The sequence below is a fragment of the Pseudomonadales bacterium genome (assembly GCA_013215025.1).
Taxonomy (GTDB): domain Bacteria; phylum Pseudomonadota; class Gammaproteobacteria; order Pseudomonadales; family DT-91; genus DT-91.
In genome coordinates this window covers 1-25,201 of the sequence record JABSRR010000039.1, presented here as the reverse complement: position 1 = coordinate 25,201, position 25,201 = coordinate 1, and the positions used below count along the sequence as shown (strand labels likewise).

General features: G+C 47.0%; 31 protein-coding genes. 19 read left to right on the top strand and 12 right to left on the bottom strand.

The annotated features are described in order from the left end of the window. On the bottom strand, positions 1-1,098 hold a 1,098-nt coding region (locus HRU21_04695; GenBank protein NRA41591.1), incomplete at its 3' end, for a SulP family inorganic anion transporter. A gap of 186 nt (positions 1,099-1,284) precedes the next feature. Between HRU21_04695 and HRU21_04690 the strand changes: the two genes are divergently transcribed. After that, the gene (locus HRU21_04690; GenBank protein ID NRA41590.1) at positions 1,285-1,740 is read left to right on the top strand and encodes a GAF domain-containing protein; all 456 of its coding nucleotides are present in this window, start codon (positions 1,285-1,287) and stop codon (positions 1,738-1,740) included. On the opposite strand, the gene HRU21_04685 is transcribed toward HRU21_04690, so the two are convergent. Next, positions 1,719-2,192 (bottom strand): hypothetical protein, encoded by a 474-nt coding sequence (locus HRU21_04685; protein ID NRA41589.1) that lies wholly within the window; start codon positions 2,190-2,192, stop codon positions 1,719-1,721. The two genes, HRU21_04690 and HRU21_04685, sit on opposite strands and share 22 nt — an antisense overlap. Before the next feature lie 133 nt (positions 2,193-2,325). On the opposite strand from HRU21_04685, the gene HRU21_04680 reads away from it, so the two are divergent. Next, positions 2,326-2,808: a DUF695 domain-containing protein gene (locus tag HRU21_04680; protein ID NRA41588.1), complete on the top strand. Its 483-nt coding sequence runs from the start codon at positions 2,326-2,328 to the stop codon at positions 2,806-2,808. Between the two features lie 67 nt (positions 2,809-2,875). On the opposite strand, the gene HRU21_04675 is transcribed toward HRU21_04680, so the two are convergent. The 3 genes from HRU21_04675 to bluB all read right to left on the bottom strand — a co-directional run bounded on the left by HRU21_04675 (position 2,876) and on the right by bluB (position 7,108). Next, complete coding sequence (locus tag HRU21_04675; protein NRA41587.1) at positions 2,876-3,742, bottom strand: mechanosensitive ion channel; 867 nt, start codon at positions 3,740-3,742, stop codon at positions 2,876-2,878. Between the two features lie 25 nt (positions 3,743-3,767). Continuing rightward, positions 3,768-6,341 (bottom strand): DUF748 domain-containing protein, encoded by a 2,574-nt coding sequence (locus HRU21_04670; protein ID NRA41586.1) that lies wholly within the window; start codon positions 6,339-6,341, stop codon positions 3,768-3,770. An 89-nt stretch (positions 6,342-6,430) separates the two neighbouring features. After that, entirely contained in the window at positions 6,431-7,108 is a 678-nt protein-coding gene (gene bluB / locus HRU21_04665; protein NRA41585.1) for a 5,6-dimethylbenzimidazole synthase, read from the bottom strand. A gap of 141 nt (positions 7,109-7,249) precedes the next feature. Here bluB and cobT point away from each other — a divergent pair, with 141 nt between their 5' ends. Genes cobT through HRU21_04645 form a run of 4 tightly spaced genes read left to right on the top strand, consistent with a single transcriptional unit; the run spans position 7,250 to position 10,314 of the window. Next, entirely contained in the window at positions 7,250-8,302 is a 1,053-nt protein-coding gene (gene cobT, locus HRU21_04660) for a nicotinate-nucleotide--dimethylbenzimidazole phosphoribosyltransferase (protein NRA41584.1), read from the top strand. Next, positions 8,302-9,138 carry an adenosylcobinamide-GDP ribazoletransferase gene (locus tag HRU21_04655; protein ID NRA41583.1) on the top strand — a complete coding sequence of 279 codons (837 nt, stop codon included), beginning with the start codon at positions 8,302-8,304 and terminating at the stop codon, positions 9,136-9,138. Before cobT ends, HRU21_04655 begins: the two co-directional genes overlap by 1 nt. Beyond that, on the top strand, positions 9,135-9,674 hold the full coding sequence (gene cobU / locus HRU21_04650) for a bifunctional adenosylcobinamide kinase/adenosylcobinamide-phosphate guanylyltransferase (GenBank protein ID NRA41582.1): 540 nt from the start codon (positions 9,135-9,137) through the stop codon (positions 9,672-9,674). The genes HRU21_04655 and cobU overlap by 4 nt, the downstream gene beginning before the upstream one ends. A 49-nt stretch (positions 9,675-9,723) precedes the next feature. After that, on the top strand, positions 9,724-10,314 hold the full coding sequence (locus tag HRU21_04645; protein ID NRA41581.1) for a histidine phosphatase family protein: 591 nt from the start codon (positions 9,724-9,726) through the stop codon (positions 10,312-10,314). Positions 10,315-10,337: 23 nt separating this feature from the next. On the opposite strand, the gene cobO is transcribed toward HRU21_04645, so the two are convergent. Together cobO and HRU21_04635 are read right to left on the bottom strand one after the other, a co-directional pair. Beyond that, positions 10,338-10,943, bottom strand: coding sequence for a cob(I)yrinic acid a,c-diamide adenosyltransferase (gene cobO / locus HRU21_04640; protein ID NRA41580.1), 606 nt, complete (start codon positions 10,941-10,943; stop codon positions 10,338-10,340). A gap of 53 nt (positions 10,944-10,996) precedes the next feature. After that, positions 10,997-11,662 carry an SDR family oxidoreductase gene (locus HRU21_04635; protein NRA41579.1) on the bottom strand — a complete coding sequence of 222 codons (666 nt, stop codon included), beginning with the start codon at positions 11,660-11,662 and terminating at the stop codon, positions 10,997-10,999. 83 nt (positions 11,663-11,745) lie between these two features. On the opposite strand from HRU21_04635, the gene pdxH reads away from it, so the two are divergent. Both pdxH and HRU21_04625 read left to right on the top strand, forming a co-directional pair. Continuing rightward, positions 11,746-12,393: a pyridoxamine 5'-phosphate oxidase gene (gene pdxH, locus HRU21_04630; protein ID NRA41578.1), complete on the top strand. Its 648-nt coding sequence runs from the start codon at positions 11,746-11,748 to the stop codon at positions 12,391-12,393. 7 nt (positions 12,394-12,400) lie between these two features. Continuing rightward, entirely contained in the window at positions 12,401-12,778 is a 378-nt protein-coding gene (locus HRU21_04625; protein ID NRA41577.1) for a CbiX/SirB N-terminal domain-containing protein, read from the top strand. A gap of 185 nt (positions 12,779-12,963) precedes the next feature. On the opposite strand, the gene HRU21_04620 is transcribed toward HRU21_04625, so the two are convergent. The 3 genes from HRU21_04620 to HRU21_04610 all read right to left on the bottom strand — a co-directional run bounded on the left by HRU21_04620 (position 12,964) and on the right by HRU21_04610 (position 15,428). Next, a complete protein-coding gene (locus tag HRU21_04620) occupies positions 12,964-13,371 on the bottom strand; it encodes a hypothetical protein (protein NRA41576.1) in 408 nt (135 codons plus the stop codon). Positions 13,372-13,501: 130 nt separating this feature from the next. Next, a complete protein-coding gene (locus HRU21_04615; GenBank protein NRA41575.1) occupies positions 13,502-13,888 on the bottom strand; it encodes a dethiobiotin synthase in 387 nt (128 codons plus the stop codon). A 229-nt stretch (positions 13,889-14,117) separates the two neighbouring features. Next, positions 14,118-15,428, bottom strand: a complete 1,311-nt coding sequence (locus HRU21_04610; GenBank protein ID NRA41574.1) for an AarF/ABC1/UbiB kinase family protein — start codon at positions 15,426-15,428, stop codon at positions 14,118-14,120. A 65-nt stretch (positions 15,429-15,493) separates the two neighbouring features. Here HRU21_04610 and HRU21_04605 point away from each other — a divergent pair, with 65 nt between their 5' ends. Next, positions 15,494-15,877, top strand: a complete 384-nt coding sequence (locus tag HRU21_04605) for a YbaN family protein (protein ID NRA41573.1) — start codon at positions 15,494-15,496, stop codon at positions 15,875-15,877. Between the two features lie 22 nt (positions 15,878-15,899). On the opposite strand, the gene HRU21_04600 is transcribed toward HRU21_04605, so the two are convergent. Beyond that, positions 15,900-16,787 carry a LysR family transcriptional regulator gene (locus HRU21_04600; GenBank protein ID NRA41572.1) on the bottom strand — a complete coding sequence of 296 codons (888 nt, stop codon included), beginning with the start codon at positions 16,785-16,787 and terminating at the stop codon, positions 15,900-15,902. 149 nt (positions 16,788-16,936) lie between these two features. Between HRU21_04600 and HRU21_04595 the strand changes: the two genes are divergently transcribed. After that, a complete protein-coding gene (locus HRU21_04595; protein ID NRA41571.1) occupies positions 16,937-17,356 on the top strand; it encodes a peptidylprolyl isomerase in 420 nt (139 codons plus the stop codon). A gap of 100 nt (positions 17,357-17,456) precedes the next feature. Here the strand turns inward: HRU21_04595 and HRU21_04590 are convergent, their stop codons facing one another. Next, on the bottom strand, positions 17,457-18,038 hold the full coding sequence (locus tag HRU21_04590) for a hypothetical protein (protein NRA41570.1): 582 nt from the start codon (positions 18,036-18,038) through the stop codon (positions 17,457-17,459). A gap of 187 nt (positions 18,039-18,225) precedes the next feature. On the opposite strand from HRU21_04590, the gene HRU21_04585 reads away from it, so the two are divergent. The 9 genes from HRU21_04585 to HRU21_04545 all read left to right on the top strand — a co-directional run. Next, entirely contained in the window at positions 18,226-18,483 is a 258-nt protein-coding gene (locus HRU21_04585) for a hypothetical protein (GenBank protein NRA41569.1), read from the top strand. A 201-nt stretch (positions 18,484-18,684) separates the two neighbouring features. Beyond that, complete coding sequence (locus tag HRU21_04580) at positions 18,685-18,957, top strand: hypothetical protein (GenBank protein ID NRA41568.1); 273 nt, start codon at positions 18,685-18,687, stop codon at positions 18,955-18,957. A gap of 53 nt (positions 18,958-19,010) precedes the next feature. Continuing rightward, positions 19,011-21,476: a ribonuclease R gene (rnr, locus tag HRU21_04575; protein ID NRA41567.1), complete on the top strand. Its 2,466-nt coding sequence runs from the start codon at positions 19,011-19,013 to the stop codon at positions 21,474-21,476. A 6-nt stretch (positions 21,477-21,482) separates the two neighbouring features. Next, positions 21,483-22,214: a 23S rRNA (guanosine(2251)-2'-O)-methyltransferase RlmB gene (gene rlmB, locus HRU21_04570; GenBank protein NRA41566.1), complete on the top strand. Its 732-nt coding sequence runs from the start codon at positions 21,483-21,485 to the stop codon at positions 22,212-22,214. 159 nt (positions 22,215-22,373) lie between these two features. Continuing rightward, entirely contained in the window at positions 22,374-22,793 is a 420-nt protein-coding gene (gene rpsF / locus HRU21_04565) for a 30S ribosomal protein S6 (protein ID NRA41565.1), read from the top strand. Positions 22,794-22,818: 25 nt separating this feature from the next. Continuing rightward, entirely contained in the window at positions 22,819-23,046 is a 228-nt protein-coding gene (rpsR, locus tag HRU21_04560; protein ID NRA41564.1) for a 30S ribosomal protein S18, read from the top strand. Between the two features lie 138 nt (positions 23,047-23,184). Further along, positions 23,185-23,967: a DUF2232 domain-containing protein gene (locus HRU21_04555; GenBank protein NRA41563.1), complete on the top strand. Its 783-nt coding sequence runs from the start codon at positions 23,185-23,187 to the stop codon at positions 23,965-23,967. Positions 23,968-23,976: 9 nt separating this feature from the next. Continuing rightward, complete coding sequence (gene rplI, locus HRU21_04550; protein ID NRA41562.1) at positions 23,977-24,426, top strand: 50S ribosomal protein L9; 450 nt, start codon at positions 23,977-23,979, stop codon at positions 24,424-24,426. 153 nt (positions 24,427-24,579) lie between these two features. Beyond that, on the top strand, positions 24,580-25,201 hold a 622-nt coding region (locus HRU21_04545), incomplete at its 3' end, for a replicative DNA helicase (protein NRA41561.1).

Genomic DNA, 25,201 nt, shown 5'->3' with positions numbered 1-25,201 from the left:
GGAGACCAAGGCAATAATAAAGGCATCGGTTTTAGGAATTTTATTGAGAATTCGAAAGCTCGACCATTCAAAGGTGGCAATCACGACAATAAACATGACGCCAATTAGCGCAGCAACAGGAATTTGTTCAATTAAAGAGGAGGTAAATAAAATAAAAGCCAGCAAACACAGCGCAGCCGTGATACCCGATAAACGCCCGCGTCCGCCAGAGTTCACATTAATCATACTTTGACCAATCATCGCGCAGCCGCCCATGCCGCCAAAAAATCCGGTCACAACGTTCGCCAAACCCTGCCCCACGCACTCTTTATTGCCGCGCCCACGTGTTTCGGTAATCTCGTCAACCAAACGCAGGGTCAACAACGACTCAATAAGGCCAATCGCAGCCAGCACTAAGGCATAGGGAAAAATAATCTGCAGCGTTGCCAAGGTAAGCGGCACCTGGGGTATATGCAAACTGGGGAAACCACCTGCAATCGGCGCAACGTCACCAACCGTTTTGGTATCGATATCGGCAAAAATTACCAGCAGACTGACTACCACAATCGCAGCCAACGCCGATGGCACCGCCGTCGTAAGCTTGGGTAAAAAATGAATGATTGCCATCGTTAAGACGGTAAGGGCGAGCAACACATACAGCTCGCCACCCTGCAGCCACTGCATAACACCGGCACTGTCGGGGGCTTTAAACTGGGTCAGCTGGGCTAAAAAAATCACAATCGCTAGGCCATTAACAAAGCCCAGCATCACCGGATGTGGCACCATGCGAATAAACTTACCCAGGCGAAGCCAACCCGCAATCAGCTGTAAAATACCCATTAACACTACAGTGGCAAACAAATATTCAACGCCATGGTCAGCCACTAGCGCTACCATGACAACGGCCAAGGCACCGGTAGCACCGGAGATCATGCCGGGCCGACCACCGAATACTGAGGTGATCAGTCCGACCAAAAATGCAGCATACAGCCCCACTAATGGTTCAACACCGGCGACAAAGGCAAACGCAACAGCTTCTGGCACTAGGGCTAAAGCCACCGTTAATCCAGACAATAAATCGTTTTTTACATTGCCCGCAGGGCTTAATTCAAAATTCATAAAGGGTCTCGCTAAGCGCTTACTTGTGGCGCATCTGACAGCTGCGTGAAAAAGGGGCGTATTCTACGGACTATCGAGGCGTTGTTCAAATAGCGCTCAATTAAAATGTGCCTGACATGAATGCAGCTCTTGGCCTGAGTTCTGCATATTTTTTTGCGCTAAATTTTTTTCACCTCAGGAGTTTAAATGTTGCACTCACCTGAACAAACGCAAACCATGATCGAAAGTTTGCAAACTCGGCTGGCGGTAGAGGTTTGCAGCTTATACCTTGCTGAACCGGCCAAACAGCGACTGCAGCTGGCAGCCTCAGCGGGCCTTAACCGCAGTGCAATAGGTGCTTATTTATCCTATCAGCAAGGCTTAACTGGCCTGTGTGCGCGAGAGAAGAAACCGATTGCAGTCAAAATGCCGGCACAGCACCCCGATTATTTTCATATTGAGGGCTCGGGAGAGGAGCGTTTTCAGAGCTTTATCGGCATCCCATTGGTGCAAAACCAAGGCCTATTTGGCGTCTTAGTGGTGCAGACCGAACGCAAGAAGATGTTTTTTCACAGCGAAATCAAAACTCTATATCAGGCTGGCCGCGACGTTATGCAGGCCTTACAGCAGGCGCCCGGTGATCAAACCTTAGCAGCCTCATAATCTGCGCGACTGCGATGTGCAGATAATGAAATGACCGTTGCTGGCTCGGCCAGCTGCTGCCCCAACCGACGCTGAATGCTGGCACAGAAAAAAGCCGCTTGAGCTGCGCTAATCTGATCAGCCTCAATTAAATAGGCAATAACCAGCTGTGCAGGTATCGCATAGGCTTCAACTAAGGCCTTAAGCCCTAGACCTTGCCTAAAATCCACAATCAAATACTGCTGCTGCACAGGGCTAAGCAATGTTAAGGGTTGATCATCGGCAGCAACTTCCTGCATTAAATTCACCAGATTACCTTGAAAGCTATTGACCCTAAAACTGCGCATCACAGCCTTAAGCAGCGGCGTATTATCTTTGGCTTGCTCAAAATGCGGTTGCCCAGTAACCGGATTTAAACCGCGCACTAAGTCTTTAACCACTTTATCAGATACTTTGATGGAATCTTGAGGCATATTGCTAACCTTGCATAAACTGAATAATCACTCAATATGAGCGTCATTCAGTCAAAGAGTTCCGATCTTTTTTGATTGTTTCTCACGTACTGTTTCAATACTATGCCAGTCCAACGAATAGAAAGAGTATTGTATGGCCTCTACCGAAACAGTCAGCGTTGTGCTGCCGCAAGAAAAATTATCCTTTATCGAGTTCAGTCAAGATGACAAACCTGGCGTAATGATGGTTAACGCCGCAGTCAAAGATTTCGAGCATAAAACCCCCTTCGCCTGGCATCTATCAGTTTTAATTCTGTGCCAGCAGACTGTCAAAGATAATATGCCCTCACAGGCCGAGCAGCAGCTTTTGGTTGAGTTTGAAGAGCGCCTAGATAAACAGTTACGCGCAGAAGGTAATGCACTATATCTTGCCAGCATCACCCAAGATGGCCAACGCGAGGTGATCTGGCGAGTGTACAACCCTGAAAAGGCAAATGACTTCTTGCACCACATCATTGACAGCGAAGACCATCCAAGACCCTTTGAATTCACACTTGAACAAGATATCACTTGGGCAAAGGCTAAATTCCCATTGGACAGTTTAGACGGCGAGTTTAGCGAGAATAAAGAGTCGTAACGAGAAAATCATCGCTTAAAAAAGCGGCCTAGGCCGCTTTCTCAGTTTGTTAGCTTATCTAAAATGTTTATGCATCAGCTTTAATTAAATGCACATCGCGCTGAGGGAATGGAATTGATATTCCAGCTTCGTCCAGCGCCAACTTCATCTTTTCAGTGACATCGAAATATACATCCCAATAGTCATCTACCTTAACAAAGGGACGCACCACCAAATTCACTGAGCTATCGCCTAACTCAGATACTGCAACGGTAAATCCAGGGTCTTCCACCACGCGCTGATCACTCGCCAAAATCGCCTCTAACACTTGCTTAGTTTTTTGCAAATCAGCGTCATATGCTACGCCAACCGTTAGATCGACACGCAGCAAACCTTCTGAACTATAATTCTCGATCGAACCATTTGACATCGCGCCATTAGGAATCACAATGCGACGATTTTGTGGCGAGGTTAAGATAGTATTAAAAATCTGTATTTCTTTAACCACGCCGAGATGCCCTTGCGCTTCAATCAAGTCACCAACGCGGTAAGGTTTGAAAAATAAAATTAACACCCCGCCCGCAAAGTTCGCTAAACTGCCCTGCAAGGCTAAACCAATGGCTAAACCAGCTGCACCAAACGCGGCAATAAATGATGCGGTTTCAATACCAATCATCGACGCGACTGAAATTAATAATAAGGCCTTTAAGCCTGCCGACAGTAGCTTGCTCAGAAAATAAACCAGTGGCTCATCTACATTCTGCGCAAACAAAGCCTTTTGCATTAACATCACAACGCGATTAATAATCCAAAAGCCAATAAATAATGTGACAATAGCCATGATAAATTTAGGCGCATATTCAATACCTAAACCAATCGCCTGGTCGTAGTATTTATCAACATTGTCAGTGACTAGATGAATACCCTCACTTATGCTTTCAGTTGCTTCACTCATATTGCTCTCCTTGTTAATTTTCCCTTTATTCAATAATCAGTGTGCAGCCAATATATTGACTAAATTTTTCATCATTAGCAACAGCCTGCAGCTCAGCCGACGTATTCACCGCATTCACAAAAAGTCGCTCTGCGCTGATGCCGCCTTTAATCAATGCTTGATAAATCAGCTGCGCGCGCGCCTTGGCTAATTTGTGCAAACGATTGTCACCCCCATTGCTCATATACTTCGCATCTTCTGTGGCGTCATAACAGCCCTCGATATCGACAGTCAGAGCAGTTTGGTCTCGCATCAGCTGAGTTAACTGCTTGAGCTGTTCAGCACTTTTAGCGCTGAGCTTGGCTTGTCCTGGGTAGTAGCTAACAATGCTCAACTCATTGGGGTTTACAATGCCGGAGAGCAGCTTGAACGGTGAGGCTGCCGCTTTTAATACTAAGTTCAAGCTGGTTTTCCAGAGCGTACCAAAATAATTAAAGTTCGGATCGTCTAAACGCCCTTTCACCGGCATATCAATAATGACCTCACCTTTTGGATTTTTTAATAACGCTAAGCCTAAGCCGACAGGCATATTAGTCGCTTGTTCGCTATCAACCCGACGACCCAATCGCACTTTAATCAATTCAATATGGTTCTTAGCCTGCAACAGATGATTTTCAACCGCATAGTCTGCGGTAAAATTTAATTTTCCACGACTGATCTCACGTCCGATATATTCACTGGCATAGCCTGAAAAGCCCGGCAAGCTTAAATTAGTCAACGCAAAGCTCAGCTTAGCACTGGCTGCGTCAGTCAGCGGTAATACTTCACCGCTAAGCTTTACCTTAGCGCTTTGATTGATCGCAGCGCTAAAGTCTAACTCAGCGGCTTGTTCAAGTGTGCTGGCTAAATTGCGCATCGTGAGCTGCCAAGGCTTAACTTGCAGACTAAGATGAGGCGTGACTTGTCGATCAATAAGGCTTAGCTCACCCTCTCGCACGGTCAACTCAGACAGGTTGATAAGCAGCGGCGCTGCAGCTGCCGCGTTTTCATGCTCAGTCTTTGAAGGGTGCTGTTGCTTAGCCGACTTTTCCGCTTGTTCGATATCACTAGTACGAGCGATGAATAACTGTTCAATATTCGATTGCCCTTGCGCATCAAGGTGCAACTTAAGCTTTGGCTGCTCAATCACGAGACTATTAACGCTGAACGTATTTGTCTCAGGATTGCGTTGAATATCTATCGCGTCAGCAGCCAATCGTTGCAATCCGATTACCGTCTTTTGTTTGGCATCATCAAGCGCAAAATCGGCCAACTGAAACTGCGCTGACAGGCTTAATTGTTCTAAAGCCTGCCGCTGATCTAAGCTTACTGCCAGCTCACTATCAAACGCTATATTGCCTGTCACACGGCTGATTGGAAAGTGCTCAAGCAAATAGGGTTCCAGCAAATCCAGCTGCAGCAGTTTTGATTGCAGCTGTGCACGAATATCCAACACAGGATTGAATTGCAGCACGCCGTCTACGGCTAGCTGATTGGACAATGCCTCACGCTGCAACTGTAATGAAAATTTAAACGGTATCTCGCGCTCTGGCTGCAAGGATATCGACTGCAAACTTACAGCAATATTTTCTAGCGCAAACGAAACACGTTTCGATAAAGCCAAGTCGGTAAAGCGAAGCGCATTGCCTTGTAAACTGAGCTCAGCAATTTGCAGCATCGCTGTGTTTGTCTCGTTCGCACTACCGTTATCTTCGGCCTTATTCTCCGCTTCAGCCTGTGACACAGGCGCAGGCGTAGCCGAGACTTGCTCTGTTGCTGCGCCTGATGCATCAGCCTGCATCAAACCAGCATCAGCAAGCAACTTGATAAAGCGCATTTGCCCATTAGCATTGCGCTGCGCGGCAAACTCACTATTGATCATACTAATCAACTGAATCGTTAGACTGGGTTGATCAGCAAGATAATTTAATTGTTCTAGCCTCAACTGCCCTAGCTGCAAGATCGGTTCGGCCTGCGGCATAGTCTGCTGAGCTGAATCGCTGTCATACTCAGCCTGAGATTGCAGCAATAGCTGTATATTCTCTAACTGAACATAGGTTACGTCTACAGGCATGGCCTCATTTGCTTGAGCATCGTGCGCAGTATTTTCTGAGCGCGTATCGGTTTTATCATCCGCGGCTGTTGGCCGATATAACTGCAATAAATCCTCAATATTGAGGCGTTGCTCATCGATGTAAGCCAGATGCAGTTGTACGCCTGATACGCTGACCTCCTGAATAGCTAGCCGGCCCTGCAGCAGCTTGGTCCAGGCCACATCTACAGTGAGATTATCCAGCGAGGCAAGAGGCTTCTCAGTTAGGTCTGCAAGCGCCAATTGCTTCAGCGCGATGCGCATGGTAAAGGGATTTACATAGGGCCAGTCCATCGACAGTTGGCGTTGATTTAAGTATTGACTCGCCAGCCAGGGCGCCGCCACCTTGATGGCGAGCGGTATCAGCAAAAAGCCAATCAATGCGTACACGCCAACAAACACAAGCAGATATTTAATGGGGCGAAACCGAGCTAATCGCTTACACAAGCCGNCAAACTTTGGCTTGTCGGCGGGATGTTGTAACGGCATAAATGTTCCTTATTACTGCACGTTATTTTAAATCTGTATGCTTTAGATATTGTGATCTAATTTTTGATTTTACACTGCTCGCGGCAACGCTAGGGCTGAGGCAGCTGACCCCAATGATTATCATAGAGCATTTCATCCAGCGGCTTGGCCTGCGCCCAGTTTTCTTCAATCAGCATGGGCTGAGAATAAAAAGCATCAACATGGCCTATGCATAGAATAGCCACTGGTTTACTACCGGATGGCATATGCAATAAGTCACGCAATTGTTCAGGGTCAAAGATAGAGACCCAGCCCATACCTATGCCTTCAACGCGAGCCGCCAGCCACATATTTTGTATAGCGCAAGACAAGGAGGCTAGATCCATATCGGGCATAGTTCTGCGACCAAAAATATGCGACTCACGGCCATCTGGCAAGGCTGCCACTAACAGCTCTGAGCACTGCAAGATGCCCTCAACCTTGAGCTTCAAAAACTCATCGCGTCGCTGCTGCATAGCTTCTGCCGTTGCTAGGCGCTCCTGCTCAACCAGTTTAGCCATTTGCTGGCGCAAGTCAGTCTGGCGAATACGAATGAAGCGCCAAGGCTGCATTAAACCGACGCTTGGGGCTAAATGCGCTGCTGATAAAATATTCTGCAAGATACTGTCAGCCAGCGGCTTGCCATTAAAGTGACGCATATCACGACGCTCAGCCATGGCCTTGTATACCACTAATTTATCTTGCTCACTGAAGGCGTGCAATGATGGCTCAGAATCAGCTGACGACATAAGATTTGAAGTTATTCTCAAAAGGTGTCGCAGTATAGCCAAGCAGGCCGAGTTTTTCATTAGCGATTTCCGTAGATTGCACTATCAAGCTGTCACAATTAAGGTGATAATATTATCTGCTACAACATATTCAGAGACGCTATGAGTACTCCGCTTTCGATCCCCGATATTTGCCCTCCTCAGGCTGATGCCACTACCATAAAGGCTATCATCGACAATAAAACCAAGCCGCCCGGCGCGCTAGGACAACTCGAAGATCTCGCGGCACAACTGGCCAGCATTTGCAGCCTAGATCAAGCGCAAAGTATTAGTATCAAAAAACCCTGCATGCTGGTATTTGCTGCAGACCACGGTATCGCCGCTGAAGACATCAGTATTGCCCCACAGCTTGTAACCCAGCAAATGGTGCATAATTTTTTAGCCCAAGGTGCAGCTATCAACTGCTTTGCCGCACTCAACCATATGCAGTTAAAAGTTATTGATGCTGGTGTGCTTGAGGCCATTGACCACCCGAATTTAATTAATCAGCGGGTCGGCAAGGGTAGCGCTAATTTTGTCGCAGCGCCTGCCATCACCGAGGCCGAGCTTAATCAGTGCTTTGAATTTGCAAAACAGCTGATTGATCAACTGCATCAAAGTGGCTGTAATATTATCGCGCTGGGTGAAATGGGCATTGGCAACACCAGTTCAGCCGCCGCGCTGATGGCTGCCTACTTAAATCTTCCGATAAGCGACTGTGTCGGCCGAGGTACCGGCATTAACGACCAACAGTTTGCGCGCAAAACAGAACTGCTCAATCAAGCACTGAGCTTTCATCAAGCACATCTTGATTCTCCGTTAGAAATTTTACGCCGCCTGGGTGGCTTTGAAATTGCGCAAATGACGGCGGCCATGCTGTATGCTGCAGCGCTGGGTAAGCTAATTTTAGTTGATGGCTTTATTGCCAGCGCAGCGGCACTGGCCGCGGTGCAGATTCAGCCAGCGGCTCGCGACTATATGGTATTTTGCCATAGCTCTGAGGAAGCAGGGCATCAACGGATGCTGCAACATTTACAGGCCAAACCTTTGTTGCAGCTAGGTATGCGCTTGGGTGAAGGAACCGGAGCGGCGCTTGCGATGAACCTTATCTACGCCGCACAGAGCTTTTATAATGATATGGCAAGTTTTGAACATGCCGGCATTGATGCAGTGTAATGGTCGCCGTTAAACAGCGTTTGATATTACAACTGCAGTACTTTTGCCTGGCCACGGCAACATTAACCCGCTTGCCGGTGCATCACCTTCCCGCCAGCCTGCAAAGCACAGACGCTAGTGCTCTAACCAACTCAAAACGCTACTACCCAGCTGTTGGCGCGCTAATCGGGCTACTGCTGTCGGCTGTATTTTGGTTAAGCACGCTTTTTTTGCCACTGTGGCTGGCCGCTTGCTGTGTAATGATTGCATCACTATGCATCACCGGCGGCTTCCATGAGGACGGCTTGGCCGACTGTATAGACGGCTTTTATGGCGGCTTTGATACGGCAAAAAAATTACAGATTATGAAAGATTCAGCCATAGGCAGCTACGGCAGTTTAGCCTTATGGTCTGTGTTGAGTTTTAAGCTGATTGCCATCATAGAGCTAAGCGCACTGAATGCAGGGCATATTGTGTTAATTTTTGTTATTGCCCAGACGCTATCACGCGCCATCAGCGTCAGCATGATATTTCTCTTGTCGTATGTCAGTGTAGCCAGCCAGCAAAAGTTTTCGCAGCTTAGTGATGCACCATCGCGCAGTGACGGTATTGTATTTATGCTGAGTATCGCGCTGTGCTTCACTCTCGCTTATCTACTATTGCAATCAGTGATTCTAAGCAGCTATTTTGCATTACTCATTTTACTGACAACGCTATTACTTGCGGGCTGGCAAAAACATCATATTCATGGCTATACCGGCGACACCCTAGGAGCCTGCCAGCAATTAAGTGAATTGGTTATCTATGCGTTTATGGTGTCGATCTATGCATCGCACTCTATGGGACATAGTCTATGATTGAACTGGTATTAGGCGGTGTGAAATCAGGCAAAACCGCATTGGCTGAACAAAAGCTTATGCAGGTAGAGTCGAATTTTACCGCAGCACATTATATTGCTACGGCAAACAAACAGTATCATGACGAGGAGATGCTGGCACGAGTAAACCGCCATCGTCGGTTACGCCCTGATCATTGGCAGACCATCGAAGAGCCGCTTCACTTATCAGCAGCGATTGACACACTAAACAACGGCCAGCATTGTATTTTAGTTGATTGCCTAACACTTTGGGTAAGTAATCATCTAGAAAAAAATAGCGAGCAATGGCCAGCTATACAAGAACAACTGATTAACAGCCTGAGCAACTTTGCTGGCCATATTATCCTAGTCTCGAATGAAACCAGTTTAGGGGTGACACCCATGAATGCCTTAAGCCGACAATTTTTAGATCACTGCGGGCTTTTGCATCAAGCGATTGCGGCAATGGCAGATACGGTCACCTTATCTGTCGCTGGCTGCCCGATGGTGATCAAGAACCAATCTACTTCTGCATGAAATAGCGATTTCAAACCATACCGTAAATCACGCAATATATTGCTTACTTATGACTAAAATATTTTTTCTCCGACATGGCCAAGTGACCGAACAGAAGCATTTACTCGGTCGCACTGACTGGCCTGTGATGGCTAGTGGCTACGATGCAATGCAAGCGCAGGCCAATAGCATCAGCTTTGATTATATTGTTAGCTCGCCGCTTAAACGCTGCGCTGCATTTGCCGAAGATTTAAGCCAAGCTCAGCACATACCTCTGAGCATTGATGCCAATTTTGCCGAAATAGACTTTGGTGATTGGGACGGTGAAAATATTGCTGCGTTATGGCAGCAAAAAGCCGGCTTAATGCAAACATACTTTGCTCAGCCTTTTGATTTTACGCCGCCGAATGCTGAACACAGTCTCGACTTTCAACAACGCGTTGAGCAAGCTGTGCAGCAACTTATTAAGCAACACCCAGAAAAAACTGTATTGGTCGTATGCCATGCTGGGGTAATCAAAGCCGCCCTTGCAAGTGCATTACGAATTGACCACCAACGCTGTAATTGGTTAACCAGTTTACAAATTGACTATGCCAGCCTTAATGCCATCAGCTATTGGGAGCAAGATAATGCCACGGTGCACTTCTTCAATCGCATCTAAGGCACGACAAACTTTTTTAGCGCTTAAAAATCTACCCCTGGGCGAGCTTTCACCCCTGCGCGAAATGCATGCTTAACATCTTTGACTTCAGACACGGTATCAGCACAGGCTCGAATAGCTGCGCCGCCGCCTCGACCGGTGACGATCACCGATTGTTCAACCGGGCGCTGCTCGATTGCATCAATAATCATCGCCTCATCCAGATATTTATAAGCTAACATATAGGTCAACTCATCTAGTACTACTAAATCAAGGCTAGGGTCTGACAACATGCGAGCAGCCTGCTCCCAGGTGCGTTCCGCAGCAGCAATATCAGCAGTGCGGTCTTGTGTATCCCAAGTAAAACCCGTGCCCATTTGATAAAAATCAACTTCGGGCATTTTTTCTTTTAAAAAGATTTCCTCACCAGAAAGCTGCACACCCTTGATAAATTGCACCACACCAACTTTATGGCCATAGCCCAAGCTACGTAAGACCATACCAAAGGCAGATGACGATTTACCCTTGCCATCTCCAGTAACCAGCACTACTACGCCGCGCTCTTCGTCTGCTTGTTCGATGCCAGCATCAACTTTTTCTTTCTGCTTCTGCATTGAAGCCTTATGCTTTGCCGCTTTATCGCCTGCCATATATTTCTCTTTCAATACTGTTGTTGCGCTTAGAATAGCTGAGTTTTACGGCATCACCATGGCAATGTATCACCGTTTGCATGCCAAAATGTGCCGCTATTATCGCCATTCAAATCATCGATGCGGGCAATAATCCGGCTAGCGGCTTGCTCAGGGCTTACGTCGCCCTGATAGCCAATCATTTTTGTCGACACCAAACCTGGGTGAATAATCGCTACCGCAATCGACTGTGACTTTAAATCCTCGGCCAAACTTTTACTGGCGGCGTTCAGCGCGGCTTTTGACATACGATAACCATAGCGAGAGCCAGAGGTATTGTCGGCAATCGAGCCCATACGGCTGGTAATCATCGCAATTTTACTGCCTGCTTCGAGCAGTGGCAGCACCGCTTCAGTGATACGCAGCGGGCCAAGCGCGTTGATTTCCCATTGCGACTGAATACGCGCATAGTTCATATCATCAAGGCTTTCGTTTGATAGCAGACCAGCGCAATTGATTAAGATATCAATCGACCGACCATCAAGCTGCTCTAACATTGATAAAATCGCAGCAGGGTCGGTGACATCGACACCATCAATGACCTCAGCCGCAGTTTCTAGCAGTGCTGGACTAGAGCGCCTAGCACATGCCAACACTGAATAACCTAAAGCCAAATATTGTTTAACCAAAGCCAAGCCGATACCGCTGGCGGCACCCGTAATTAAGACACGTGCTGACATATTACTCCTTAATAAAGTCATAGCTGAAAATTCATTTGGCTGCCATAATATCATTATTCAAGCGATTAAAAAGAAAGATCATCATGGATATTCATAACGAGCGACGCGAGTATCTCAAGGCTGGCGAGCAAGTCCTGCACCGCGAGCAAATGTTGAACGATCCGCTACAGCAGTTTGAGCAATGGTATCTTAATGCTAAACAAGCAGATATTGCTGACCCCTCAGCAATGATGTTAGCCACTGTAGACAGCGACGGGCTACCTAGTCAGCGCACGGTGTTATTAAAATCATTTTCATCGCAGGGATTTGTGTTTTTTACTAACTTACACAGTAAAAAAGCGCGTGACCTGGCTATCAACAAACACGTGAGTTTAATCTTTCCCTGGCTTAGTTTAGAGCGGCAGGTCATTATCAGTGGCCAAGCCGAGCCACTTGATGCATCTGAAAATCAGGCGTATTTTTTAAGTCGCCCTAAAGCCAGTCAAATTGCGGCATGGACTTCTCAGCAATCGCAACCGATTGAATCACGTGCCGCACTACTGGCGGAGTATTCGCGACTAGAGCAGCGCTTTAATCACGAAACCATTGATGTACCTGACTTTTGGGGGGGCTATTGCATCAAGCCCACACGATTCGAGTTTTGGCAAGGTGGCGCCAAGCGCTTACATGACCGTTTTGAATATTGCCAAGATGCCGGCGATAACTGGTCTATACGCAGGCTGCAGCCGTAGATTGCCCATGCATAAACGACACATTATTTTACTGGCTCATGGCAGCCGCAACGAGCACTGGCAAACACATCTTGAATCAGGGGTGGAGCAGCTATCGCATAAACTCGACGCTCAGCAATTAGGCATCAGCCTCGCGCATATGGAACTGGCCTCGCCCACATTGCATGAGGAAGTGCTGAGAAANCGCGCCCTCGGTGCCGAGCATTTTTATATCTATCCGCTATTTTTCGCCAGCGGTAAACATCTACAAGAAGATGTGCCGGCCCAGCTGGCTACGATTCAACAAGATGTTACAGATTGCACCTTTGAACTGGGCAATGCGCTGGCCGAGCAAGATATTTTTTGGCAATTTATAGAGTCAGCCGTACTCGATTTCGCCAGCTGATTTTTGGCCCTAGATACTCTTGCTTAAACAGACTTTTTACAGCTTATTAATATCTAGAGCCCTTAACAACAAAGCCATTTACAAATTAAGACCAAGAGCTGCATACCGTTAGCTGCTTTTTGTTAGCTGCATATAGTCTTCTCGAATAGTTTTTTGTTTGTCTTGATAGGCGTCAGCATTGGCCGTTAACTGACCTCGCCTCCTAAGTACAGCCAGCGGCCAGCTAACCTAACAAACTGCGAATTTTCATGCATGACTTTGAGCTGCTGCTGCTCAAGATAAAACGCGTTAAACTCAACCTGCGCCTTATCGCCCTGCTGCGATTTACTCAGCAATTCTAAGCGCTGCCAATCCTGAGCTTTTACTGACAACTGCAAGGCTGTTAATTCGCCCGCAGTGGCTGGATGCCAGCTTGATAGTAAGTACTCACCAAAACCACCTAAATAATACGCACTGAAGCGCGAGCGCATAAGCTGCTCTGCGGTTTTTGGCGTTTGTTGCTGAATTAAAAATCGCGCACAGCAACGCGCAAAGAGCTTACCGCTGCAACAGGGGCATTGATGTATTTGCGATAACTTCGGCGATGCCTTCATTGTGGAGCTTCTCAGTGTATTGCTGGCATAAAAAAACCCAGCGTCTATTCAGCTGGGTTTTTTCACGCGCTTAAGCATTAGCTGATAGCGCGCAAGCGGATCAATTGATCCCGCCATTTAAACGCGACTTTTATGCAACTTTTACAGCTACTGGGTCAGATTCCCATAAACCATGCTTGGTGCAAAAAGAGTGCGCAACTAACTCAGCATCTTTTTCTAACACAACGGTAAATGTTGCTGTAGTGTTGCCTTTTTTGTCTTGTCCGCCTTGGCTACCAGCAAAGAATGTCGCTTCAGCTAACTTATCTTCTTTGTTGTAAAGCGTAACCGTTGAAATGTAATGATCCATATCATCGGGATGCTCATAGGCATCGCCTACTTGAACTGTCACTTCAAAACGCTCACCTGCAGCAGCTTCTGCAGCACATTTTACAAACGGTGAATGACGGTCAATATAGTCTTTCTTGGCTTCGCGATCGATTTCGCTGATATCAACATAACGATTGATCTTTGGCATGATTTACCCCTTATGATTAAAACAATCAACCCTCATGACGCAGGTTGAAATACAAAAACCGGCGATATCATACTGATTGATGGGCCGAAATTCAATCGCTCTACTGCTCTAGTAATCTGAATTTCAGGTATTTTAGCCACATCTTCCCTGCAAAATCATGTAAATAATAATCACTTTCATCTGCCAATCATGCAATACCCTGAGAAACCATTTACCGTAACGCTCACGACTAGTCATCAGCGGCAATATAAAAGTAGCGGCTAAATAACGGCCGCAAATCTACGCTGATTTGCATTTGCGCTAAATTCAACACATGTGCACCCATGATGCGGTTAATGAATAACGTTTCTGCACAGGGTTTAAATACCCCCCGCAAGGATAAAAACTGAGACATATGCGCATCTATTTGTTGATGTAGCTGCGCTAAAATCTCTGCCATATTGGTTTGCTGTAAAAATGGCACAAAGAAGCTGTCATACCAATCTTGGTATACACTGGGCTCAACTGCGGGGTAATTTGCATCTCTTACACCTAACTCAATCAAAATGTCGTCAACTTTGTCAAACGCACCCTCGGTTGTAGCCTCGAATAAATCAAGGTAGTGATCAATCACTAAACCCTGCATGTCTGCGGTTAAACCATAATCATAAATCACCACTTGGCCGTTTTTACGAAATGCAAAATTGCCGGCGTGAGGATCGCAATGCGCCTCACCCATTTGCGTGACTTCTTGCAGCACAGACTCCATCCATGTTTGCGCCAATTGATTTTTTAAACTTTCGCCATAGCCCTTTTTATCCAGCTCATGTAAGCGATCACCCTCTTCTAAACTTAAGGTTAATACGGTGTCAGAACTCAGCTCGCTGATCACCTCAGGTATTACAATGTTTTCGTTGGCAGCATGAAAATCTGCAAAGCGCCTTAGGTTATCGGCCTCTTGTAAATAATCGAGTTCGCGCATTAGGCCTGCCTCAATTTCAGCGAATACTTCATCCAGTGCCTGCTGGTCGATTTTCAATAAGCCGCTAAGTTTAAATAATCGCTTCAGCTGCAGCAGATCACTGTGGCAAGATCGCTTGACGCCGGGATACTGCACTTTCACTACTACTGCTTGACCTTGGTGAGTTGTCGCACGATGTACTTGTCCAATTGAGGCCGCAGCAAAAGGCTGCTCGGAGAAATCAGCAAAGAGCTGATTGGGACTAAAACCTAAACTCTGCTGCAGCTGCTCAACAATGACCGAAATATCCATCGGCTCGGCATAGAACTGCAGCTCGGCAAGTTTATCGGCCAGGGCATCTGGCAATATATGACGCATTTGCGCCACAATCTGCCCCAGCTTCATCGCGGCCCCCTTCATCTGCCCTAGCGTTGATAAAACCTGCTCGCCAAGCTCAGCATAGAGCTGATCCTCATCCGGGCTATTGCCTAACCAATCAGAGACTTTATGTTGGGTATACTTACTGGCCAGCTTAACCGACATACCGGATAGCTTAATAAAACGTTTGTTCGGCGTATCGGCAAATTTTTTATTTTTCATATATGCTAAGTAAAACCTCTACATTCAGATAATTACAACAGCGTTGACGGCAGGCTTATTCTCACATGCGAAGATATCTGTTTAATTTTATGGGTTTAGCCATGGTCACACTTGGGGTTATCGGCCTGTTTTTGCCGGTTTTTCCAACCACGCCTTTTTTAATCGCTGCCGCTTGGAGCTTTAGTCGCGGCAACCCGCGTTACGCCAAATGGTTACGTGAGCATGCTGTGTTCGGGCCAATAATTATCAACTGGGAACAGCACCGCTGCGTAGCTGCAAGCGTTAAATATTTAGCTATGAGTATGATGCTATTAGGTTTAGGCGTTGCTTGGCTGACGCTTGCGAATAGTTGGGTCAAACTGTGCTGCGTTATCATTGTTTGCCTTGGCTGCATTGTGATGCTAAAGATTCCAAACTGCGCGGACTGCGAACAGAAAAAACGCCATTAACAAGCTACTATTTCACTATTTGCTAAGCATTCAGCGGCAACACTGCCTCCTCAATAAAATAATTCAACAGCTGTGAGGATTGTCGTTTTTTATGAATTAACCAGTAAAAACCTCGATTCAAATCTCTACCAACCACTGGCAATTTGACCAACTTCTGCTCCGTAACTTCATCCTCGACTGCAATCTCAGACAAGCAGGCTAAACCAAGATTTGATCGCACCGCGCGTTTAATTGCTTCGGTATGCTCTAACTCTAACATAATCTTAATATCGCTCATGATACCGTGCATAACGCGTTCAAAGCCCTGCCGCGTGCCTGAACCAGACTCGCGTGTAATCCATGACTCGGCTAATAAATCGGCATCACTGATAACAGCCTGCTGAGCCAGCCGATGTTCTGGCGCACAGATAATGCACAGCCGATCATCAAACCAAGGAGTTACTGCAACATCGATATGATTCAGCTCGCCTTCAACCAAGGCAATATCAATTTCATAATTCAGCAGCTGCTGCACCACGTGCTCGGTATTCGACACCGTCAGATCTATGTGTGACTGTGGGTGTTGGCGCATAAATTTTGCCACCATATCGACGGCTAAATAGTTGCCGATCGTCAATGTTGCACCAACATGCAAATCGCCTAGCCCCTGATCTTGACTGATAGAACGTGAGAACTCGTCTGCACTTTGCATAAGGGCAATCGCTTGTTCTCTGACTCGCTCGCCGTGCGCATTTAGCTTTAAACGCTTGCCGATACGGTCAAACAGTTTGACATCGTATTGTGACTCAAGCTCTTTTAAAGCTGAACTGGCTGCAGACTGACTCATCGCCAGCTGCGTCGCTGCCTTAGTCATATTCTCGCAATGTGCCACGGCTAGAAACACCTCAACTTGGCGTAAACTGAAACGCATATCGACAGACCTTATCAATTATAGAAAGTTTATTTATTCACTCAATATACTTTATACGACAATTCACCCCTCAAGGCCACATTAGCAACTAGCAATTGCCTGATTGGCGCCTCAAGCTATACACTATGCGCTTTTACAGAGAGCCGAGCATGACAAATAGCGCTACACCAATAACCCTGACCATTCGCTATAGCGTGACTGACACTGACGGCAATTTGCTCGATGACCTCGATCAGCCAATGAAGATTGTGCTCGGTCAAGGTCAAATTTTTCCAGCATTGGAGGCTGCGCTTATCGAGCGGCAAGCTGGCGATGAATTTGAGCTGACGCTAGCCGCGCAAGAGGCCTATGGCGAATATGACCCTGCTGCGGTGCAACGGGTGTCAATGGCATCTCTAGAAACGCTGGAAGATCTTAGCGAAGGTATGGTGATTTTCACCGGGCATGGCAGTGAAAAACAAGCGCTTACGATACGCGCCATTGATGCTGGCGAGGTGGTACTCGACGGTAACCACCCGCATGCCGGCAAAGATTTGTGTTTTTTGGTTAAAGTTGACGCCGTCGATTAAATGCACTGCTTTGCTGGCTTAACATGAAGTGATGCACTTTAAAGCGTTACTCTCTATAAAGTGACTCTTTATAAATTCAATCTAGATAGCACTTAAACTGCTAAAACTTTTTCATGCGCTTAAGCGCCGCTTCGTTTGCCTTCTCAAAATCCCAGAAATTTTTCTTCTCTTTTTTCACGGCCTGTTGCTGCAGCGCATCCAACATGAACAGTTGTGCCGATAGCGTTAAACCAGACAACGGTGCCAAGCAGCTATCTGCTGCTGGTTGAAACGGCTGATTTAATTGCAGCACTAAGTTTTGCGCACAATTAACAGCATCGTTCGCTGCAGCCTCTGGCCACGCTGACAAACGCTTTACCGACAATGGCAGTGGCTGCTGAAGTGCAAACCAGGACTCTGGCAAACTATATTCCAGCAACCATAGCTGCTGGTCATGCTTAAGCAATTCAGATTGCGGCGTATCATCGCGATCCACAATACATAGCGCTGTATCTGATAAGGCAACTTTCTGTGCACTACCAAGTGCATGCAGCTGCCCAGCAACTTCAAGGCTGTAGACCCAATGCGCATTAATATCGTCACGCCGGCAATCGGCAAATACCTGAGTGCTTACACAGGACAACAATAGGATGCGCACAAAAATTAAGAGATGTGACGAAGAACAATGCCGTAATAGCTGCATAAGAAAACCTTATCAAATCAAATGAGCCAGTATTGTACAAAACTGGCATAACAAAAATACTGTATATTTATCCAATAAATTGTTGACTACTGTACAAACAAACATATACTGTATAAAAAAACAGTTAGCTCAACAGCTCTGTTTATAAAATTTAGCAGCTTCAGCTACAACAAATGTGGTGGTCAAGATGAAAAAAACTTTACAGCAGATATTGTCGAAATTTCGGTCGGCGCAAGCACCTTCAGTCAAACAGAGCTTTCGGCGCGTAAACTATGCGCACTTTCGGGCAATTTTAAGCAACACCGCGGGTAATCGCGTGCGCGCAGCAGGCTGCAAAACCTATTTATATGATCAAAACAACCGTATGTTAGCGATTGTTAAATCTGCCGCGCTAAATGCCTCAGGTTGCACCTCAGCAACCGAGTACTACATCCGCGCGGCTTAAGCAGCGCGAGCAGCTAATTTTTCACTCGCATTATCAGCTTCTCACCCCACGGTTGAATACGGACGTTCAACCACCCCTTACTAAGCTTGTATTTTACAGCCTAATTCTGCCGGTTTTATTCACAGTTTTTGTTTTATTGGTTACACTCATAACAGTTGTTCGTTTTTATCGTTTATCTTTAACTTTACAGAGGCGGTCATTATGCTCAACAACTTATTTCAAGCTAAATCACGCGAGCAGGATAAGGCTAGTAAATTCGCACTTGATTGCTCTGATCGAAGCGAACGCCTATATGCTGATCATCAGCGTTGGTTTTTTAAAACCCGCGAGGGTTTAGATGTAGGGCCATTTGATAGCAAAAGCGATGCACAATATGCGTTGCAGTTTTTCACTGAACGCAAGCAATGGCCAGACGCACAACAGCTGCAAGAGTTTATTGAAGGTTGCGAGTTATTTGACCAAGATAAGTCATAATATCGATATACGGTTCTGCAGAGACATGGTTTTAATCGCATTTGCAGGACTGCATGACAGACTCAACTTCGCCACCCAATGATCCTTTCGCTGCACGCGAAGCGAAAAAATATGATCACCCTATCGCCTCGCGTGAACTTATTGCCGCCACTCTAAAGCAAGCAGATAAAGCACTAAGCACCCGTCAATTAGCCAAGCTGCTAGCTGTTGATGCGCAGCAATTTGAAGCACTGCAACGACGCTTATTTGCAATGCAGCGTGAAGGCCAACTCTTACGCAGTGCGCGAGGCCTATTTTCAGTACCTGACGCCGAGCAGTTAATCGAAGGCAAAATCAGCGCCCATCGAGACGGCTTTGGCTTTTTGATTCCACTCGATAAGAGCAAACACGCCGAGGATGTTTTTTTAAACGCACGCGAAATGCGTAAAGTGTTTGATGGCGACATTGCCTTGGTGAATATTACCCACACCAGTCGGCAAGGCAAACTTGAGGGCGATATTGTTCAAGTCACCACTCGTCACACCGAGCGCATCGTCGGCAAATTATTAATAGATAGCCGACAATCTCGGGTGATTCCAGATAACCCAAAATATCAGCACAGCATTATTGTCGATACAGAAAGCGGCTTACAAGCTGAGCATGAAACCTTGGTGGTGGTGGATATCACTCGTCAGCCTGACCACTATCGCCCCCCGAAAGGGGTGATCACCGAGATCTTGGGGGCCAGCAGCGAGCCAGGCATGGAAATTGAAGTTGCACTGCGCAGCTATGATATTCCGCACCAGTGGCCTGACGCTGTCGTCAACGAAGCCAATCAGTTAGCGGCAGAACCCTCGGCAGAAGATATTGCCAGCAGAATCGATTTACGGCATTTACCGCTTGTTACCATCGACGGCGAGGATGCGCGCGATTTCGATGATGCTGTGTATTGTGAAAAATCCAGCTCTGGCGGCTGGCGCCTATGGGTAGCCATCGCCGATGTTTCGCATTATGTACAGTTAGGCTCAGCGCTAAACGAAGAAGCTTTGAATCGAGCAACCTCAGTTTATTTTCCAGAACGCGTGATACCGATGCTGCCAGAAGCCATATCGAATGGCCTATGCTCGTTAAAACCTCAGGTTGATCGGCTATGCATGGTTTGCGAGATGACTATCAGCAAAGCCGGCAACTTATCCAGCTACTGTTTTTACGAAGCGGTGATGCACTCGCATGCTCGGCTAACCTATACCGAGGTCGGTAAAATATTGGCCGAACAGGGTCAAACGGACTCCATCATCCGTGAGGCCTATAAAGATTTACTGAAGCCCCTTGATCAACTACAAACCCTGTACCGCACGCTAAAACAAAAACGTGAGCAGCGGGGTGCCGTTAATTTTGAAACCACCGAAACACGCTTCATCTTTAACCCTGAGCGCAAAATAGACAGCATTGTGCCGATTGTGCGAAACGATGCGCACAAGCTGATTGAAGAATGCATGCTATTGGCAAACGTGGCGACGGCTCGCTTTTTAGAAAAGCAAAAAATACCTGCGCTGTACCGTGTGCATGAAGGCCCTAACGCTAAAAAACTGGCCAATCTCCGCAGCTTTTTAGCTGAAAAAGGTCTAGCCCTTGGTGGCGATGAAGAGCCGCAACCATCCGATTATCAGGCGCTGCTAGCCAGTATTCAGAGCCGCGATGACATTAGCGTGATTCAAACCATGCTGTTGCGCTCTATGAGCCAAGCGGTTTATCAAGTTGAAAATCAAGGCCACTTTGGCCTTGCCTATCCAGCCTACACCCACTTTACCTCACCGATTCGACGCTACCCTGATTTACTTGTGCATCGCGCTATCCGTGCCTGCCTTTACAGCGAGAATACCTCAAAATCCATTAAACGCCATGCCGCCACAGCTAAGAAAAATGGCCAACAACACTACTACCCTTACAGTCTTGAACAGCTTGTGCAATTCGGTGAGCATTGCTCTATGGCAGAACGCCGCGCCGATGATGCCACCCGCGATGTGAGCGCCTACTTAAAATGTGAATATCTGAGCCATCATTTGGGCTCTCACTTTAGCGGCAGTATCAGCGCGGTTACAAGCTTTGGTTTTTTTGTTGAGCTAGATGATTTATTTGTTGAAGGATTAGTGCATGTTAGCAATCTAGGCGATGACTTTTTTCACTTCGACCAAGCCACCCAGCGACTTACCGGCGAGCGCAGTCATCAAGTATTTCAACTGGGTGACAAAGTAGCCGTTCAGGTCAGCAAGGTTGAACTGGAGGATCGCCGTGTTCATCTATTAGTAGAGCAACACCAAACGGTTAAATCGCGTCGCACAGGCACAAAAACTGCTGCCAAAGTGCGAAAACGCGCTGCCAAATCCACAGACTATCGCAGCGAAAAGCCTGCCGACAAGAAAAGCCCTACCCCCAAACGTCGTAGCAAAAAGGCCGGCGCAAAAAAAACCAAGGCTAAACATGCTAGCAAGCAACAACGCAGTGCCGGTAAAGCCCCCAAGAAACGCGGAAAACGATAAACCACCATGCACACTGTATATGGCCTTCATGCCGTGCAAAGCTTTCTGAAGCANAAATCTGAGCATGTCATTGTTTTACACTTTGACCGTCGTCGCCAAGATCAGCGTTTGCAACAAGTGATCAAACTGGCCGAGCGTCAGCAAGTAAAGCTAGAACCCGTCAATAGCAAACAGCTGGATAAGCTGTCCCAAGGTGAACGGCATCAAGGCGTGGTGTTGCAAGCCAAGCTTGATCAACAGCAACAGAGCCTAGAAGACTTACTCGATCAATTGGATGAGCCCGCCCTATTATTGATCTTGGATGGGGTAACCGACCCACATAACCTGGGGGCTTGTTTACGCACCGCAGATGCAGCGGGCGTGCATGCGGTGATTTTCCCGAAAGATAAATCGGCCAGCATTAACGCCACCGTACGTAAAGTTGCCTGCGGCGCGGCCGAAGTGATGCCCATTTACCCGGTGACCAATCTGGCTCGAACGATGGAGCAACTTCAGCAGCGTGGCGTGTGGATCATCGGTACCGCGGGCGAAGCTGAGCAATCTCTGTATCAACTCGACCTTAGCGGCAGTAAGGCGCTGGTAATGGGTGCTGAAGGCGAAGGCATGCGCCGTTTGACGCGCGAAAAATGTGATTTTCTAGCCAAGCTGCCTATGCAAGGTAGCGTCTCTAGCTTGAATGTCTCAGTCGCCACCGGCATCTGCTTGTTCGAAATGCAGCGCCAACGCCAGTCACACTAAAGCAGCGCATAATTTCTGCTTGTATTTTAACCAACCCTTCTGTATATTTCGCGCTCTTGATTTAAGCCGGCTCGATCAGCTCTGTCTGCTCAGCTTGAAAACCTCCTTGTCTTACTGGCTACGCATTACCAGAAGACTATAACCAAAAGGAAACACAGAATGCGTCATTATGAAATCGTATTTTTGGTTCATCCGGACCAAAGCGAGCAAGTTCCAGCAATGGTAGAACGTTACAAAAGTACCATTGAGTCGGATGGCGGTAGCATTCACCGTCTTGAAGACTGGGGCCGTCGTCAACTTGCTTACCCTATTAACAAAATTCACAAAGCGCACTATGTCTTAATGAATGTTGAGATGTCTCAAGCCGCGCATGATGAATTATCGACTAACTTCCGTTACAACGATGCGGTTATCCGTAATTTGATTATGCGCACCGATAAGCCTGTAACCGAAGAATCTCCAATCCTGAAAGCGGATAAAGAGAAAGAAAGCCGTGATTCGCGCCGTCAAAATGACGCACCACGCAAAGAAGAAAAAGCTGAAGAAGCTCCGGCGACTGAAGCTGCCGCTGACGCATAACTGATAGGATAGAAAGGAGAATAGTATGGCTCGCTTTTTTCGTCGTAGAAAATTTTGCCGCTTCACCGCTGAAGGCGTTGAGCAAATCGATTATAAAGATATCGAAACTTTAAAAGCTTATATTTCGGAAACTGGAAAAATTGTACCTAGCCGCATTACTGGCACCAGTGCAAAATACCAGCGCCAATTGGCCACTGCCGTTAAACGTGCGCGCCACCTGGCACTGATTCCGTACACTGATCAACACAAATAAGTTTGCGTTGAGATGATGCTCCCTCTTGCTCAATGGCTTTTGCGGGGGCAAGGTCAGGCACTAGCGTTTGTCATTATATGTTTCAGCGCTGGATGTATTTTTTGGCCAATTAATATATTAGCGGTCGCTGGTTTAGCTTTGCTAACCTTGCGACTCGGCGCCACTAAAAGCGCCACTATTGGTTTGTTAGCGTTGATTCCCGCTAGCACCATAGGTTATCAGCTAGGCAGTGCATTTATGCCTGTGTTGCTGGGCTTAAGCACCCTTTTGGTAAGTGAAACCCTGCGAGCCTCTCGCTCGTGGGCGCTTAGCTTACTCGCACTGACAATCAGTGCATTAATAGCTTCAAGCGTGATGTTATTACTCTTCGAAGCGGTACTGCTTGAGCAAGTTGCATTTATGCAAAACATTTTGCAGCAGCTACAAGCACCTATGGGCAACGGCAATCCAACCGGCAATGCAGCGCTGATGACGCTGCTAACCGACAGCCTTAATAGCCGCTTTATGGCTGGCATCTGGGGCTCGATGGTTAGCATGATGTGTTTTTTTGGCATCGTGCTATCACGCTCATGGCAAGCCAAACTATTTAATCCAGGCGGATTTCAACGTGAGTTTCACGAGCTTCGTTTGGGGAAAATAGATACATTGTTGTATACGCTAACAAGTTTAGGTTTTTTAACCATTGATACGTCAATGATGACCTGGGCTTGGATATGCATGTTTCCACTGTTAATTAGCGGCCTCGCTTTTTGTCACTGGTTTGGCATGCAAAAAAAGTTAAAGCAGCATTGGTATGTGATTTTTTATCTACTGCTAATCCTGAACGACTTTTTACGCTTAATATTAGTGCTGATTGCGCTGCTAGACGTTTCGATAAATTTTCGCGCGCGGCTCAATAAGCAAAACACATTTGAAAAATGAGGTGACGTAATGGACGTTATTCTTTTAGAAAAAGTAGGTAAGCTTGGCGACTTAGGTGACAAGGTTTCAGTGAAAGCCGGTTACGGTCGTAACTTCCTATTTCCTTTTGGCAAAGCTGTTCCAGCAACCAAAGAAAACTTAGCAGATTTTGAAGCCCGTCGTGCCGAGCTAGAAGCCGCTGCCGCCGAAAAGCTCACCGGCGCCGAAGGCCGTGCTGCTAAACTGAACGAGCTTGAAGTGAGCATCGAAGCGAACGCTGGCGATGAAGGCAAGCTATTTGGCTCGATCGGCACCCGCGATATTGCTGACGCGATCAGCGCTGCTGGCGTTGAAGTAAGCAAAGCGGAAGTTCGCTTACCCTATGGCGCTATTCGCGAGCTAGGTGAGTTTGAGGTTGACGTTCAGGTGCACTCTGACGTAACCGCGACAATTAAGCTAAGCATCGTCGCACAAGCTTAATTTAATACCTAGACGGATTATCGGCCAGCTCAACTGGCTGGCTGCAAAAGCACAAACTGCGTTAAGCCTATTTAGCGCAGGGTTGTGCTTTTTGTTTATCTAGCAAAGTGATAAGCTATTCAGCCGCTCAAGTAAACCGACTGTTTCCATGCCATGACCCCTGACGAGCATATTGATTTTTCTGCCGCACCCGATCAAGATCAGGCGGCCGATTCAGAGCCACAGTTTGCCACTGAACTCCCTGAGCTAGACCTCGAACAATTATTACCACCGCACTCACTCGAAGCCGAACAAGCCGTTATTGGTGGCCTACTCTTAGCCAATCACCGCTGGGATGATGTAGCCGAATTAATTGGCGCTGACGATTTTTACCGCGACGAGCATCGGCAAATTTTTCGTGCCCTTGAAATTCTAGTGGAAGAACAGCAGCCGCGTGATGTTGTCACCCTGCAAAGCAAACTACTCAACCTTGGCGCACTGGAGCGCATCGGCGGTTTAAAATACCTTGCCGAATTGGCCGAAAACACTCCCTCTGCGGCCAATATTCAAGCCTATGCGCAGCTAGTGCAAGAAAAATCGATCGCGCGCAAACTGCTGATTACTGCCGACCAATTGCAAACAACAACCCGCAACCCAGAAGGTAGAAACGCGCAGCAAATTATTGAAGAAGCTGAGCGCGAATTACAAAAAATTGCCGAAGGTCGTAGCAAAGACGGCGGCCCAAAGGCCATGAATGAGATCCTCAAAGGTACGGTCGAACAAATTGAGAACTTAG

Bases quoted from the DNA above. Each gene is read 5' to 3' on its own strand.
- HRU21_04680 (NRA41588.1), top strand. From the start codon at position 2,326: ATGGCCTCTACCGAAACAGTCAGCGTTGTGCTGCCGCAAGAAAAATTA.
- HRU21_04610 (NRA41574.1), bottom strand. From the start codon at position 15,428: ATGAAAAATAAAAAATTTGCCGATACGCCGAACAAACGTTTTATTAAG.
- cobU (NRA41582.1), top strand. From the start codon at position 9,135: ATGATTGAACTGGTATTAGGCGGTGTGAAATCAGGCAAAACCGCATTG.
- HRU21_04600 (NRA41572.1), bottom strand. From the start codon at position 16,787: ATGCGTTTCAGTTTACGCCAAGTTGAGGTGTTTCTAGCCGTGGCACAT.
- bluB (NRA41585.1), bottom strand. From the start codon at position 7,108: ATGTCGTCAGCTGATTCTGAGCCATCATTGCACGCCTTCAGTGAGCAA.
- HRU21_04675 (NRA41587.1), bottom strand. From the start codon at position 3,742: ATGAGTGAAGCAACTGAAAGCATAAGTGAGGGTATTCATCTAGTCACT.
- HRU21_04685 (NRA41589.1), bottom strand. From the start codon at position 2,192: ATGCCTCAAGATTCCATCAAAGTATCTGATAAAGTGGTTAAAGACTTA.
- HRU21_04615 (NRA41575.1), bottom strand. From the start codon at position 13,888: ATGCCAAAGATCAATCGTTATGTTGATATCAGCGAAATCGATCGCGAA.
- rnr (NRA41567.1), top strand. From the start codon at position 19,011: ATGACAGACTCAACTTCGCCACCCAATGATCCTTTCGCTGCACGCGAA.
- cobT (NRA41584.1), top strand. From the start codon at position 7,250: ATGAGTACTCCGCTTTCGATCCCCGATATTTGCCCTCCTCAGGCTGAT.
- HRU21_04645 (NRA41581.1), top strand. From the start codon at position 9,724: ATGACTAAAATATTTTTTCTCCGACATGGCCAAGTGACCGAACAGAAG.
- HRU21_04635 (NRA41579.1), bottom strand. From the start codon at position 11,662: ATGTCAGCACGTGTCTTAATTACGGGTGCCGCCAGCGGTATCGGCTTG.
- HRU21_04605 (NRA41573.1), top strand. From the start codon at position 15,494: ATGCGAAGATATCTGTTTAATTTTATGGGTTTAGCCATGGTCACACTT.
- HRU21_04585 (NRA41569.1), top strand. From the start codon at position 18,226: ATGAAAAAAACTTTACAGCAGATATTGTCGAAATTTCGGTCGGCGCAA.
- HRU21_04580 (NRA41568.1), top strand. From the start codon at position 18,685: ATGCTCAACAACTTATTTCAAGCTAAATCACGCGAGCAGGATAAGGCT.
- rpsF (NRA41565.1), top strand. From the start codon at position 22,374: ATGCGTCATTATGAAATCGTATTTTTGGTTCATCCGGACCAAAGCGAG.
- cobO (NRA41580.1), bottom strand. From the start codon at position 10,943: ATGGCAGGCGATAAAGCGGCAAAGCATAAGGCTTCAATGCAGAAGCAG.
- HRU21_04620 (NRA41576.1), bottom strand. From the start codon at position 13,371: ATGAAGGCATCGCCGAAGTTATCGCAAATACATCAATGCCCCTGTTGC.
- HRU21_04655 (NRA41583.1), top strand. From the start codon at position 8,302: ATGGTCGCCGTTAAACAGCGTTTGATATTACAACTGCAGTACTTTTGC.
- HRU21_04590 (NRA41570.1), bottom strand. From the start codon at position 18,038: ATGCAGCTATTACGGCATTGTTCTTCGTCACATCTCTTAATTTTTGTG.
- pdxH (NRA41578.1), top strand. From the start codon at position 11,746: ATGGATATTCATAACGAGCGACGCGAGTATCTCAAGGCTGGCGAGCAA.
- rpsR (NRA41564.1), top strand. From the start codon at position 22,819: ATGGCTCGCTTTTTTCGTCGTAGAAAATTTTGCCGCTTCACCGCTGAA.
- HRU21_04690 (NRA41590.1), top strand. From the start codon at position 1,285: ATGTTGCACTCACCTGAACAAACGCAAACCATGATCGAAAGTTTGCAA.
- rplI (NRA41562.1), top strand. From the start codon at position 23,977: ATGGACGTTATTCTTTTAGAAAAAGTAGGTAAGCTTGGCGACTTAGGT.
- HRU21_04595 (NRA41571.1), top strand. From the start codon at position 16,937: ATGACAAATAGCGCTACACCAATAACCCTGACCATTCGCTATAGCGTG.